16 protein-coding genes and 1 tRNA gene are annotated in these 14,031 nt (G+C 36.5%); 1 reads left to right on the forward strand and 16 read right to left on the reverse strand.

Going from position 1 to position 14,031, the window contains the following annotated elements:
- Positions 1-237 precede the first annotated feature (237 nt).
- The 11 genes from H6G08_RS26615 to H6G08_RS26660 all read right to left on the reverse strand — a co-directional run bounded on the left by H6G08_RS26615 (position 238) and on the right by H6G08_RS26660 (position 9,270).
- Positions 238-1,725 (reverse strand): hypothetical protein, encoded by a 1,488-nt coding sequence (locus H6G08_RS26615; protein ID WP_190548553.1) that lies wholly within the window; start codon positions 1,723-1,725, stop codon positions 238-240.
- Between the two features lie 3 nt (positions 1,726-1,728).
- A complete protein-coding gene (locus tag H6G08_RS26620; protein ID WP_190548555.1) occupies positions 1,729-2,979 on the reverse strand; it encodes a terminase large subunit domain-containing protein in 1,251 nt (416 codons plus the stop codon).
- Complete coding sequence (locus H6G08_RS26625) at positions 2,954-3,469, reverse strand: radical SAM family protein (protein WP_190548557.1); 516 nt, start codon at positions 3,467-3,469, stop codon at positions 2,954-2,956. The genes H6G08_RS26620 and H6G08_RS26625 overlap by 26 nt, the downstream gene beginning before the upstream one ends.
- A gap of 66 nt (positions 3,470-3,535) precedes the next feature.
- Entirely contained in the window at positions 3,536-3,967 is a 432-nt protein-coding gene (locus H6G08_RS37255) for a hypothetical protein (protein ID WP_190555591.1), read from the reverse strand.
- 11 nt (positions 3,968-3,978) lie between these two features.
- Positions 3,979-4,383: a helix-turn-helix domain-containing protein gene (locus tag H6G08_RS26630; protein ID WP_190548559.1), complete on the reverse strand. Its 405-nt coding sequence runs from the start codon at positions 4,381-4,383 to the stop codon at positions 3,979-3,981.
- 114 nt (positions 4,384-4,497) lie between these two features.
- Positions 4,498-4,743, reverse strand: a complete 246-nt coding sequence (locus H6G08_RS26635; RefSeq protein WP_190548561.1) for a hypothetical protein — start codon at positions 4,741-4,743, stop codon at positions 4,498-4,500.
- Positions 4,744-4,923: 180 nt separating this feature from the next.
- Positions 4,924-5,745: a phage antirepressor KilAC domain-containing protein gene (locus tag H6G08_RS26640; protein WP_190548563.1), complete on the reverse strand. Its 822-nt coding sequence runs from the start codon at positions 5,743-5,745 to the stop codon at positions 4,924-4,926.
- A gap of 341 nt (positions 5,746-6,086) precedes the next feature.
- On the reverse strand, positions 6,087-6,731 hold the full coding sequence (locus H6G08_RS26645) for a cobalamin adenosyltransferase family protein (RefSeq protein ID WP_190548565.1): 645 nt from the start codon (positions 6,729-6,731) through the stop codon (positions 6,087-6,089).
- A 39-nt stretch (positions 6,732-6,770) separates the two neighbouring features.
- On the reverse strand, positions 6,771-7,001 hold the full coding sequence (locus tag H6G08_RS26650; protein ID WP_190548567.1) for a hypothetical protein: 231 nt from the start codon (positions 6,999-7,001) through the stop codon (positions 6,771-6,773).
- 471 nt (positions 7,002-7,472) lie between these two features.
- On the reverse strand, positions 7,473-8,993 hold the full coding sequence (locus H6G08_RS26655) for a hypothetical protein (RefSeq protein ID WP_190548569.1): 1,521 nt from the start codon (positions 8,991-8,993) through the stop codon (positions 7,473-7,475).
- 124 nt (positions 8,994-9,117) lie between these two features.
- Positions 9,118-9,270 carry a hypothetical protein gene (locus tag H6G08_RS26660; protein WP_190548572.1) on the reverse strand — a complete coding sequence of 51 codons (153 nt, stop codon included), beginning with the start codon at positions 9,268-9,270 and terminating at the stop codon, positions 9,118-9,120.
- A gap of 640 nt (positions 9,271-9,910) precedes the next feature.
- On the opposite strand from H6G08_RS26660, the gene H6G08_RS26665 reads away from it, so the two are divergent.
- Positions 9,911-10,087 carry a hypothetical protein gene (locus tag H6G08_RS26665; protein WP_190548574.1) on the forward strand — a complete coding sequence of 59 codons (177 nt, stop codon included), beginning with the start codon at positions 9,911-9,913 and terminating at the stop codon, positions 10,085-10,087.
- 116 nt (positions 10,088-10,203) lie between these two features.
- Here H6G08_RS26665 and H6G08_RS26670 read toward each other — a convergent pair whose 3' ends face one another.
- The 5 genes from H6G08_RS26670 to H6G08_RS26690 form a co-directional block, all read right to left on the reverse strand.
- Positions 10,204-10,758 carry a hypothetical protein gene (locus H6G08_RS26670; RefSeq protein ID WP_190548576.1) on the reverse strand — a complete coding sequence of 185 codons (555 nt, stop codon included), beginning with the start codon at positions 10,756-10,758 and terminating at the stop codon, positions 10,204-10,206.
- Positions 10,759-10,800: 42 nt separating this feature from the next.
- The gene (locus H6G08_RS26675) at positions 10,801-11,940 is read right to left on the reverse strand and encodes a tyrosine-type recombinase/integrase (protein ID WP_190548578.1); all 1,140 of its coding nucleotides are present in this window, start codon (positions 11,938-11,940) and stop codon (positions 10,801-10,803) included.
- Positions 11,941-12,052: 112 nt separating this feature from the next.
- Positions 12,053-12,126 (reverse strand) — tRNA-Pro (locus tag H6G08_RS26680).
- 50 nt (positions 12,127-12,176) lie between these two features.
- Positions 12,177-12,542: a DUF1818 family protein gene (locus H6G08_RS26685; protein WP_190548580.1), complete on the reverse strand. Its 366-nt coding sequence runs from the start codon at positions 12,540-12,542 to the stop codon at positions 12,177-12,179.
- 43 nt (positions 12,543-12,585) lie between these two features.
- Positions 12,586-13,845, reverse strand: coding sequence for an RNA-guided endonuclease InsQ/TnpB family protein (locus H6G08_RS26690; protein ID WP_190548612.1), 1,260 nt, complete (start codon positions 13,843-13,845; stop codon positions 12,586-12,588).
- Positions 13,846-14,031: the final 186 nt, after the last annotated feature.

Here is a 14,031-nt window from a genome sequence, read left to right on the forward strand (position 1 = left end):
ACTATTGTCCGATTTCTACTAAGGGGTGGTCAATTAGTGATTAGGGTGTATCATACCTTTTCACTATTAAGTATGAAGATTAAGGAGCACGTTAGTTCTCCGCTTCAACTTGCGTCGAAGATGCAAGCGAACCAAGTGAGGAAGCAAAAGGGGTGCGTAAAATGGCTGTAACCTATATTAGATAAGGGTTGTAGCTACTCTACTAATAGTACTATGCTATCTTGTCTCTTTCTTTCTCTACTTTCCCTTCTCTTCTCTTCTTCCTCCTCCTATCTCCTCTTCTATTTCCCTTTCCTGTTCTGGTGATAGGTTTCCTAGTAGTAGTGTAATTAGTTTCTTGTAGAGAATTAAATATGCTGTTGGTGGTAATTGAGCCTGTAGAATGCTTAAGTCTGTGTCTACTAACTCTTTAATATTTGTTAATAGGTTGTCTAAATTATCAAGTTCAAATTTATCTAGTCCACTCACCGTTACTAAATCGGTAATTCCTTGAGATTTAGCTACTAATTGGAGCAGGTCTTGATAAGCGTCTACTAGTATTTGCCCATAGGACTTGAGGATGGTCTCTTGATTATAGAAATCTAGCTGCTTGGATACACCGGATTGCTGTACTGCCCCTAATGAAGAACTTACTCCCCCAAGGGAAACCAAATCTCTAACCTGATTCTCTATCTGGGATAGACTTTCTCTAAGGTGAGCTAAGATATGCCCCTGAGGTTCAGACCATTCAAACTTCTCTAGCTCTAGTACGTGCTGTAATCCAGTAGGAGGCGCTTCATCATCCCCCTCAAAGGTGGCATGAATATCTCCATCAGGTGTCTGTACTCGCTTATAGGTGCGTTGGAAGTAAGCCAGAGTTAGTAAATCATATTTAGAACAGTCAGTTCTTAGATGCTCTAATGCTTTAGATGCCGCCTGATCGCAGGCCCACAGGTCATCAGGAACTTCAACCTTTACTACGGGTATTGTCCCTAGATTATGAGGTACTCGACTATTTAAATAGACATCAACATCTCTATTACCTCTTTTATCCTCACCCTCAAGTACATTCTTGATATTTCCTGCTGAATCCAATTCCACATAAGCTTCATATCTAGCAACGTATTTAGCATCAATAAAAGTCCAGATAGCTTTAGTTTGTGGGGGAGATAAAGGATTAGTTGTATCTTGAACTATTTGGTAGACTTTAACCCAATCAGGCCGCCCTTTGGTCTCTGACCAGTTAATTACCTGCATGGCAGAGTAAAGGGTTACATAAGGTCTAATACCTAAGGTTTCCTCTTGAGCTTTATTAAGTGGAGTAACCTCAGATTTAGGTTTGTCTACGTGAAGATATACTTTCTTAAACTTCAGTAATTCTCTAAATATATTAGATATTAAATTCTTCTCTGATCTGCCAGCTAAGTCAGTATCGTCTCTAAAGTCGTCCCAGAAGGTTTGATTCTTCTCTATACCTGAAACGGTAACAGTACTGTTATTAAATTTAGATAGCTGCTTACTGATAGCCTGCCCTAAGACATTAGAATAAGTAAACTTATGCAGTCTGGTTTCATAGATATCTAAATCCTCTCCTGGTCTTCTAGGGAGGAATTGTTTTATCTGTGCCTTGAGCTTATAACCACCTGAAGCTAGTAAATCAATCTCCCTATAAGCGGGCAGCATTAAAGTATATTCTGGGTGCGTTGATTGAAGTAGCTCCAGAGGTAATTTATTCGGATATTCCATAGATTATTTTAAAAAGTTTTTATATTCTAGAGTTGCTATGACATACCTAGTAGCATCTACTAAGTGAGCGCACTCCTGATTCTTAGCTGGTTTATCTATCACATTCCCTGAGGAATCAGTCTCCCTTACATATGACCTGAGACTATCTTCTAATTTAGTTTGGGTTGATTTAATTAGTAATCTATCTTGATAAAATAGGCTATTTACTATAGTGCATCCCTCAGAGATTCCAGGTTTATTTCTATCAACAGCTATAGCTTTCTTCAGCCCTTCTATATCCCGACTCTTACCAACCTTCCTTAACTCAAATATTGAGGCAGGTCTATCATCAGGTAGATAAGCCCTACGTACTTTATATTTATTACAGAACTCTATAGCTTTAGTTATTAAATCTGCTTGAGGTACAGCATTACCTGGGTGTGGATTAGACCATGAATCTATTAGATAATATTTCTTATCTTTGTATCCAACTACAACCAGAGCAGGATTTATATCTCCCCAATCACAACCTAGAAAGGTGTGGTCGAATTCACTAGGAATATCCGCAACTATGTGGCGGGAATCTATACAGTCAAATATAGCCCCTGTAAAGTCTTCAAAGCTGGCTTCAAACTCCTGCCTATATGTTCTAGGAGGTAGGATGATTTTAGCTCTGTTAAGGAACCTCTTAGGTACAAACGGATTATCTTTTGTTATGAAGTGATAATAAGCCCAATCACTATAAGTTTTAATCTGTAAATGAAATCTATGAAGGAAATGAGCTTTACCTTTAGGAGTACCAATTAAAAGAGCTTTAGAGTTAGCTGTATCGGCTAATGCAGGATAAACAACATCTTCCCAAGCTCTAATAGAGAAGTCTTGGAATTCATCTAAACCTGCCCAGTAGAGTTTTAGACCTCTTAATCCATCCCCATTATTATCCGCACCTCTTAATAAAATATCTGGCTTATTACCTTTAAGTTTTATTCTGAAATCAGTTCTAGAAATACTTTCTACAAATGGCTGATTCTCTAATAGATTTAATAAAGGTTGCCAGTGAATTTGTCTACATTGTTTGAGAGTAGGCATTACTATCAAGCAGACAGGAGGGCTAGCTGGGTCAATAGATTGATTAAATGAAAGAGCAGCATGGATAGCTGAAGTTAGTAGTAGTCTACTTTTCCCCCAACGTCTAGCCGCTATTAATAATTTGAATCTAGCTTTAGAGAGGAATACTTCAGCTTGCTTCTTATGGAGAGAGAGATTCATCATCATCTTCCCCCTCAATTTCTATAGGGTCAGTTAGAGTTATGTTTATCTCATAGTTGGATTCATTATTTATATTCAATTCATCCATCTCTTCTTTAATACTCTTCACAGCTTGGACTACTACTGGAAGGTTAACTTTATGCAGGTCTACTACAGTTCCTTTTGATGTCTGAACCTGCTCTATATATCCGTTTAACCCTAAGTCAACTACTCTCTCTAATACCTTTAATCTAGCTAGTTTATGAGAATATCTAAGTAATCCTATTTCTAAAGCTTTCTCTATAGCTAAGGTACTATTATCAGTGAAGAATTTAAATGCTAATCCTTCTTTCTGCTTTAGATATATAATTTGCTTGTCAGTTAATGATTGACCTGGAAATCTTTCATTGAATTCTTTTTTAATTTGCCCATTACTAAGAGTAGGGTTAGAGATTAGTAGAAGTATTAGGTAATCTTTATGTTGTTGGTTTAAATGAGCGGTCATAAAAAATGGCATCTGATGAGATGCCTTTAAATATATGAATTAACAATGTGTATTTATACTAATTACTTATGTCCGAGATTAAATAAGGTTTCTAATTTCTTCTGATAGAGAGATGAATGATTGGATATATAAATCACTCACCCATTCAGTAAACTTCAGACATGTATTAGAGTTGATGTAGTAATGTTGAAGAGTTGAACTATCTTCATTATTAGGTACATTGTAAAGCTTAATAGCCGCCCTATAATGTTCTGGAAGCCTATTTAAAGCCTTAGTTAATGTTGGAGAATCTAATTGGCCATATAAGGAATTAGATGGGTTTAATTGGCTCTCTGGTAGGTATAGTCTAGACATAAACTCGTCTACATCATCTAGTTGATTAGCGTAATAAAGCTGAAGACAATGCAACAAGTCACCTGGGTTAATGTAACTAGTTTTAATGGTGAGCGGCTCCTGAGAATCAATGTAGTATTCTCTAGAACCTGGAACATATTTATAAGATATTTTCATATAATCATCCTTTAGGAAATAGGAATTAACAATTCAAATAACTCCTTAAAGTCTCTACTCTTGTGAAAGCATTCCTTTAAGGTTAATGAGCGTATCTGCTTATCTGTATAAAACTTAGTATTAGGAGATTTAACATTAAGTAATAGTTGAAATAGTTGCGGGCTATTTAGCCATTCTCTAATCTGTTCTTTGTCTTTAGTCGAGATTTTAGGGTCTGTTAAGTATTCCTTAATAATGTCAATGATTGACCTTAAGTTGGTATAACCTCGACCATAAATTCTCTCAAATCTGTCTCTAAGAGTTGATTTGGGTGTATTAAAGTGAGATTGTAATTTCCTTAATGACCATCCCTTCAGGTATAAGGAGAAAGCTCTTTGGGTAGCGGCTTCTTTATCAGATAATTTCTTATTGGGCATTACATCCCCTTAACTCTATGCTTTTAAGATAAGGTAACTATGTTAGTAAGAAGTGGGATTATTTAATATAAAAGGGGTCATAAGACCCCCGTGTTATCAAGTTAATTTAATTAATTATTTAGTATTGGTTATAGTAGGAGAGTTAATATTTGGTTTTACTAGTTTCTCATACCCAATATATAAAAGTCCTGATAGAGCAATTAATGTTGTTAAAGAGTAACCAATAATCATCATCTTTGCCGTATTCCTCTCATATTCTACTTGTTCTTCAAGAGCAGATATAGCCTTTTGCCCTTCGATAAATTCTTGGTGGGCTTCTAATTCTTCAGGGGTGAATTTAGGTTGTCCATGTTCAGACATTTAGTTATTCCTTCGATTTATTTTATCTATGTAATTAATATATGTGAAAGATAATGATATAAAGTGGGCTTCTATCTCATTCTTCGACAGAAGAGTGAGCACTTTAATTCTGACAATAATAAAGGGAGTGATTAACTCCCTTGGATTATTTATTTAGTTTTATCTATTGTAATAATAACGTTAGGCGACTTGAGGTAACTTATATCCGGCATATTCTAATAAACCAATTATGAACTCAATTCCTTTAGGTGATACTAGAGTAACTGTATTATTTACATTCATTCTATTAGGCTTGATTACAACTTTAAAGTACCCCTGATTAACGTAATTCTGGTAGGGAGTATTATTACCTCTTAGAATTCCCTCATTTCTTAAGAAGGAGAATAAATTGTTTCTACCCATATTCTTAATATTAATAATTTTAGCTACCTCAGCCATATCATGAAAGGTATTATTGGCTATTACTTGGTCATAGACCTCTGCCTTAGGTTCTAATACTTTTATTGTCTGTTCCTGTTCGGCGGCTTTAAGGGCTAGTGCTTGTTTCTCTTCTTCGGCAGCTACAAGGGCTTTAAGGGCAGATAAATAATCTTGAGGTAGTTTAGGTTGATTAGATTCAGAAGGAGATTTCCACCCATTAATCTGTTGAATATAAACTCTAATACCTACAGCAGCAAAGGCTCCTAGAGAAATAGCAGCTTCTACCTTACCTTGTTGAGCGTAGTGGGTTAATACTGCTGCACATACTGTATCTTTTAGGATAGCAACATTATGATATTCTGAGTTGGTTGTAAGTGTTAAATCCTCCAAATTCTTACCAGTAAAGGGTTCTAGAATTTCAGAAGGTGATTTGGTTGTAAGTCCCAATATTAGTTTATTAATGGCTTGCTGAGATACACCGCAGGCTCTAGCTAAACCTGATTGAGACATTCCACTTTCACCAGTAGCATTGATGGTGAAATATTGGATTCCGTTCTGAGTTGAAATAATTAAGTTCGACATAGTTGTGTTTTATTTAATAATTAACTATGCCCTAACTATATAAATAATTAAATGGTATAAAGTGGGCACGTTAGTTCTCACGAACTAAGTGAGTGAGCGTTTATTAAATTTAATTTCAGCGTTTAAAACGTCACCCTTACCACCAACCAACTCCGCACTTATGAGGATCTGGTAATACATCTTCTCGTTTATCAATAATGATAAGTGAGGATTTCCTCAATCATGAGGAAAACTAACCAATAGAAAAGGAGAGAGATATTACTCCCTCTCCTATATAGTTAATTAATAAATGAAACCTATGTTCCTTTAACATATCACTGAAATATAGTATAAAGTGGGATTTAATTAATAGGAGGATTCCATTCTTCTACTACAGCTTGCCAATATCTTTCTTCTATCAATTCCCCCCTGCCCTTCAGCATTCTACCTTCCTTTCTGATAGCCCAGAACATATAACTGCTCAATCTATTAAGAATTGCTGAATGGTAATTAACATTATTAGTTAGGTCAGGCTTGAGTAATAGAAACCCTACTACCTCATTGCTATACCGCCACCTAATAAAGTATCTTTCTAGTTCCCTGATATCGATTCTTAGCTTATCTAGACTAATTAATGTTGGGTGATTATGGTAAAGGAAATCAGGACAGTGACCTAATTCTTCTTGAAGGAGCTTGATATTCTTATCCATCCATTCTATTAGAGAGAAAGGTAATAGATGCTTGTCTGTATTGGCTTTTAGGTAACAGAAACTAGCTAGAGAGAATATATTTCTATTTAGGTAATAAAGTAGATAATTTAGGTCAGGAGATAGGTCTGGATTGAGATATAAGGCGCTTTCAATAGAGTTCCTGACTGTTTCTATCTTCCCTTGAATAGTACAAGCTGGAGACGATTTTAGTAGGAGTGGAGCATCGTGCAATACTTGGGCAAAGCCGATATCGCCGCTACCTGCGACATAATTAGCCGTGATTCTTTTATTAGACATATTCATTAATATATAAAAGTTACATAATTCTTGTAGTAGTTAATCATCTACTACATCAGGCTTTTCTACATATACATAATAATGGTTACCATAAGGGCCCATTTCTTCTAGATAATAAGTTCTAATTTCTTCTCTGAGTTCACCAAGATAACCACCATCAAAGTGGGGAATTATAACTGTTACTGGGTTGCCATAAAGCCTTAATGGGGTTCTACAATTCCTCCAAGCTATACCAATACCAGGGAAATATTTTGATATATCTTTCATCATTAGGAATATATATATTGATGACTAAATCATCTTTAACCTAGAAGTAGACTATAAAGGTGGGCGACAAATATGCGATCACAAATAAAGTAAATAGCTACCAAATAATCACCTAGACATTAAAATGTTCACAAACTAGACTAGGGAAGGGAGGAAGAGAGAAGAGGAGGGAAGAAAGGTAGAAGGAGAAAGAAGAGAGAAATAGAGAAACAAAGATAGCATAGTACTACTATTACATAGTCTGTAATCCTTACTGTATATAGCTTTGAGCTTGATTTACACTCCCCTTTTGCCCCTAATTTACTGTCAATAAGTAACGTAATAATAGGAACTTCATAAACCTTATTGAGAATGAATAGATAGCTTCCATCTCCGATGAAAGAGGAGCTCCCATCTCTATCGAGATACGAGATAGAGCCACAATAAAAACTAGGAGATAACTCTCCTAGTTAATTATTTAGATATTTAGTTGGTTTATAGGAAAGGTTTTTCTTCTAGAATGGCATATTTAAGACCGCTTTGTTGTCGGGCATATTCAATAGCTTCTTCGGGAATCTCCCCTATAACTACAAACCCATCATGCTGATTATTCATAACCTCAAACCCATAATGTTCACTAACGCAAGTAAGATGGTGGATAAATGCTGCCTCATTACCCTGTAAGTAGAAAGCCGCCAATCTTCTTTTTAGTTGGTTAAGGTTCTTCCACTTACCCTCCTTATCCCTGTAATCAGAAATACAAAAAGTTATGCCAGTCTTATTAGAAACATACTGCTTACCTTTGGGATAAGAAGAACTAATGGGAACATAGGTATTGATTAACCAATCTTGCCACTTATCAATAGAAGCTTTTAGAGGAGCAGTTAATTTAGTAAATCTGGTATATAGATTGATTGCTAGGGAATCATCACCCCCAGCCTCTTCCATTAAATAATTAATAATTGCTAAATCGGAATCTAAGAAATCTTTAGAAGTAACTTTCTTTGGTAAGTGACCGCCCATAATCAAGGCAAGGAAGCATTGTTTCCATCTATCTTTAGATATACCAACAGCATCAGCAAACTCTTGTTTATCCTTAGATAAGTAGACTCTAAGCCATTTGGTATCGATGTTAGCCGCCTCAAACCATTGAATCAGCCCCCAAACTTGACTGGATTTCAAGTCATAGTTCTTTAAGTTAGGAATACCACTAAAAGCTATCTGTTTCATTTCTCTTGAGCAAGATTGAAAACCACCTTTCCTTTCAGTTAGTCTACCAGAAGGTTGAGATTCATAGCTAGGGTAGTACTCTATCAGCCCATCCTCTAATAACTTGATTCCAGACTGTCTAATCCAGTCATAACAATTTCTATCATTTAAATATCTTGCTCTTTCTTTCTTTGAACCTCCAAAGGATGTATCAAAGTCCTTTTCATCTAAGTATTTCGTAACTGCTTTATCATTAACCAAACATCTTTTAATAGCTTTCATACTTTCTTTAATTAGTTCTGGGATAGAATTCTCATTCTCATCAGTAAATTTATGTCTCTTGAACTGATTCATCTTCTTGCCAGTCATCAGGTCGTAGTACTGGCAGGTAACAAACTCTGATGTTTCTTTAGGATATTTACCTAATATCTGCTCTACTACATCAAGGGGTACTCTAAACTCTCTGCTCTTACCATAATCTTTACTATAAGTAATCTTCTTACCGTCTTCAGTTTCATGAATAACTTTAACTTCTAATAATCCATCTTCAACTAGTAAGCCCCACTGTAATTCTTCAGGCTTGCCCCATTCCTTCTTCATCAAGTTATAGCTAACTGGAACCCAACCTTCTTCTCTTTCATCTATAAGGCGGTGCCTATCTCTGCCAATATAATAAGTAGTTCCAAATAAAATATGTACAAATAGTTGTCTAGTAGGCTTATTGTATGGATGTAGTAAGTGATCCAACACAAAAGTCTTTACACTCTCTGGTACTCGATAGGAGTTAATAATATAAGCTTCGGTCATTTTAGTGTTAGGTTTAAAGTTTAAATATAGTAATTTAGGAAATGTGGAAAGGGAGTTCACTACACTCCCCTTATCGGGTCTAGAATCCTATCCACAATTAGATAGTAGGAGATTGTTCATAGTATTAAGTGGGCACGTTATCTTTGTAATATTGTTCAAGAATCCACCTGATCTGTCCTGATCCTGACCTTTGATTGATTGCGGCATCTTCCTGAATTTTTTCCCATAATTCTTTAGGTATCTTAATAGGAATAACGGCTACATCTTGCTTAACCATACTCTTTATGAATAATTAAGTATAAGAATATTATACCTCTAGAAACTAGAGACAAACATAAGGAGAAATAAATTATTTATTAAATAGTTAAACAACCCACTAGTTACCTAGACAGTAAATTGTTCGCAAACCAGGGAGGGAGAAAGAAAGGAGAGATAAGGAGAGAAAGGAGACCAGAGAAGAGAAGAAGGAAGGAGAAAGAGAAGAAACAGAGAAAGAGAAGGCATAGTACTACTAGTAATATAGCTACACTCCTTATGCAGTAAAGGTTTGAGGGCGATTTACGCACCCCTTTTGCTCGTATTTATTGAGAATAAATTACCTAATAATCAGGGTTCTATATTTCTTATTGATAATGACGGTATAAGTATCCATATTAAAAGGCTGTAACCCTTATCCCATAAAGATTACAGCATATAAAATTAATTCGTTTTAACGCTTGAAACCTTGATTCTACTGTTAATAAATTAGGCACTCTACTCCCATACTCTAACGAGTCTTCGCTTGCATCTCAGACGCAAGACTGAGCGAGACAGAGATGGACGGCTGATTGAGCCGCCTTTCAATTCACAGTATTTACACTGTTATCATTAGCACAATATGTAAGTTATTAAAGAACTACTACTCTTTAACAACTTCTATGAGTTCTCAACAAGGTAATGTACCTCCTGGAATGTATATAGCTCTTATTATTGTTATGTGGATAGGAGGTATAGTTATTATGGATTATATTCCAGAGAGTAATATTGCTATGAGAAGGGCTATTGGAGGTATACTACTTGGAATGACAGCAGTTCTAGCTAAAGGAGCAAGTTAGTCATATTCCAAAGCCTTAATTACTCCTCCCTCTAGATAACAGTCTTCTACTACTATCCTACCTACAGTATTACTACAAGTCCCTTCTGTCATCTTATAAAACACATATCTAAACTCTTATATCTCATTTGTATTGGGAGATTTATTGTTCTCTTCCTCAAGCTGTTTCTGTTTCTGAAGATATTTAGCCGTCTCTTCTATTATCCTATACATAATAGATTGCTGTATTTCTCGATATCTGTCAAAATGTAGCTGCTGACAGTATAACCATATCAATCTATCCCATATTTCTTTCTTCTTCTGAGGATTACCCTCATCTTTCAGACGAAGGATATTAACATATTCGATCTCCATATCAGATAGTTCATCAATTATATTTAGGTCGCTTAACTGCCAGTCATTTAGTGCGTAGAAGTCATTCTCTAACTTACCTTGACTTATCGTAAAGTCCTTGAGAACGTAAGCTTCAGTGGCCAATATATAAGTTGCATCATGCATTTTTACTAGGGAATTGCTAGTCCTTATAATAATTGCACTACTCCTAGAGAAGATATTCTCCAATTTTCTGAGCCAGGTTTTTACTTTAATTTTCTTACCCTGTTTCATATGTTTCAGAAGGGGGATAAGGTAATCCTCTTCTAGGAGTGCATCATTAATGTCAATAAAATTCATATATTATGCCAACCTTGTTTCTAAATTGATTAACGTTAATAGTTAATACTCAAATAAAACTGGAACTTGGGGCTTACTAATTACAGAACCAGCATAGTTTTCATATAAAACCTGTACATCATGCCCAACTAAATGGGCAACTGTTGTAGGAGAAAGTCCACTTTCTAGGCAATGTGAAATAAAACTATGCCGCACATTGTAGAAAGACCTGTACTGAACACCCGCAATCTTAAGACAAGTATTCCAAGCTCTTTTACCAAATAGAGAATCATTAATAGCTTTGCCTTGTGGGGAGGGAAATACTAAATCCTCTGGATTAATTTGTTGAGGTTTTATTGACTTTAATAATTCTTGAAGTTGTTGATTACAGGGAAATATCCTAGCTTTATTAGTCTTAGTTGGTTTACGTACCCCTCTAGTAAGAGTAGAACCAATCCAAATCTGAGAAAAATCGTCAGCGACATCCTGCCACCTTAAACCAGTAGCCTCAGAAACTCTGGTTCCAGTCATAAATCTGAATTTGACAAAAGCCAAATAGAATTTATAATTCCTATGCTTCTCAAATGCATTAAGAATTGCTGTGATTTCTTCCTTAGTAAAAGGTCTAGGTAAAGGTTTAGGAGGGACTTTAATTCTATTAGGTAAATCTAACCAGGGATTATCTTTGACTAAACCTTGTTTAATTCCCCACTGCCAGCAAGCTCTAATTATGCTTAATCTTTCTTTTAGAGTTATTGGTGATAGCTTTTGGGAGAGAACTTCAGTAAACTTTTCTACATCAGTAACCTTTATGCTAGAGGTCAATTTAGTACCGAAGAAATCCCTTAAGTTCTTAAGCGCAATGTTGTATTTCTCTTTACTTCTATCATAGAGAGATTTAGATTTATATTCTCTAAACCTCTCAAACAGATCGATAATTCTAATATCCTTGATCTCAGGGATAACTTTCTGACTAGGGGGCTTGTATTTGCTCAGGGTAGCGTCAAAGTTGCCTGAGGCTATATCTAGTTCAATCTGAGTAGCTTTCTGTTGGGCAGCTTTCCAATTGAGTTTAGTATTGGGCAAGCCAAGATAAAGGCAATAACGCTTCCCAGCATAAGACCATCTTAGTCTAAGCCTAGTCTGATATTCCTCAACGGCTACAACTCCCTTCTGGACTTGGTTTTGAGCTTTTATTTTCATACCAGTTTCATACCAGTTATAGTTGAAATTGGTATGGAATTTAAACTTAAGCCTACAAATGGGAAAGCCTGCCGAATCCTGTAAAAGGAAGGCAGGCTAGGGATTTTAATAATCGGAGCGGCGGGATTTGAACCCACGACCTCCACTACCCCAAAGTGGCGCGCTACCAAGCTGCGCTACGCCCCGGTCAGAATTATCATAGTAGCAAGAAGTTTGAGGATAATCAAGAGGTTTATTTAAAAAACTTTGAGCATCTCAGCTGCTTGCAACAAACCAGGGACGGCAGAGTTATCCCATTGACCTTCTGCACAGCGTCCTGTATTCAGGATAAAGCGCAGACTGTAGCTGTGGGCATAGCCTTCTACCTCCATCCATAATAAATCGCTTTCGGCCTCGCAAGCAATTTTTTCTTCATCCATCAATTCGGTTGCTATTTGTTTGATGGTGTCGGCTAGCTGTGCCAATAAGCGGCAAAAGTCGTTCAACTCGGCTTCGGTTAATTCAACTGCCCAATCATCTGTACCCAATAAACCTTTAAACTCAGGTGCATGAGGGTTCCAACCAATACGCCAACCAGGGCCGCTTTTAACTAAACGTTCCATATATTAATTATGGTTGGGGTGTTGCTGAATAACTTGAAGTGAACTACCTACACTGACCTGAAGGTACAGTGTAGGCTTCCTGCCCAACAGAAAGCGTAGTAGTAGATTTCTTGCGTCCTCCCTTACTGCGACTTACATCTGGGCGACAGGCTTTATCCCCCGTTCCAGAGGTCAAGATTCGTAGTCCCTCATCTCTGAGATTAATAGCTGCATTCACATCTCTGTCATGTTTTGTATGGCAGTTTTTGCAAGTCCAGAATCTTACATCTAGCGGTAAACTACCAACTTGATTCAAACACACATGACAGGTTTTTGAACTAGGGAAAAATCTATCAACTTCCTGATAAATCTTCCCTGACATTTCTGCCTTGTATTTCAGCATTGTGCAAAACATTCCCCACCCTACGCTCTGGATGGATTTAGCCAAACAATGATTTTGCATCATACCCTTAACATTAAGATTTTCTACAACAATAACTTGGTTCTCGTTAACTATCCTACGCGATAGCTTGTGCAGAAAATCTTCACGACAATTAGTGATTTTTCTATGGACTCTAGCAACTTTTATTCTAGATTTAATTCGATTCTGAGAACCTTCTTGGTGCAGTTGTTCATGGGGGAAACCCCCAAGACCACACTGCACCGCTTTTTGCTTTCTAGATAATTGCTGTTGCTTAAGTTTTAAATTCTTCTCATGCTTGTTTAATATTCTAGGATTATCAAATTTTGAGCCATCGCTAGTAATAGCGAAGTGAGTTAATCCCAAATCAATACCTACTGCTTTACCTTCTGTACTTGATAATTGTTTATCTTTACCATCGTCAACAAGAATTGCTGCAAAGTATTGATTAGAGCAGTTTTTGGATATGGTGACAGTTTTAACTTTACCCTCAATGGATCTGTGAATTATTGCTGATACTTCACCTATTTTAGGTAGACTTAAACAATTATCAGCAACTTTCACATTTTGAGGATATTGAATCGACTGTTTACCATGCTTGGATTTGAATCTAGGGTATTTAGCTCGTCTTTCAAAAAAGTTGTTAAATGCTACTCCTAGATTTAAGCAGACTTGCTGCAAACACTGCGAATAAGTCGATGTTAACCATTCATACTCTTTCTTCAACTGCGGGATTATCTTTTTTACTGCGTATCCAGACAAACCCTTACCAGTTTCTTTGTATGTTTGGTTCATCAAGTTCAGACAATAATTCCACAGCCAACGACAACTGCCAAAAGCTTGTGCTAGAGACTGCTGTTGCTGGACATCTGGATATAATCTGACTTTGACGACTCTTAACATATTAGAGTAAACAACGTTTGCTATAAGAGAATATAACATAAAAATTTCTCGTTTCCTCCATGTCCAACTCCGGGTTTCCCCTGCGGGAAAATTTGGTCAAAGGACTGTCGTCAACTCGCCTGCCATTCATGAGGACACTTGCGTGGGCGGGTTTCCCGACTTGAGCAAAGTGTCCGTCCCATGCTG

This window comes from Calothrix anomala FACHB-343, from assembly GCF_014696435.1.
In the GTDB taxonomy this organism is placed as follows: Bacteria; Cyanobacteriota; Cyanobacteriia; order Cyanobacteriales; family Nostocaceae; genus Aulosira; species Aulosira anomala_A.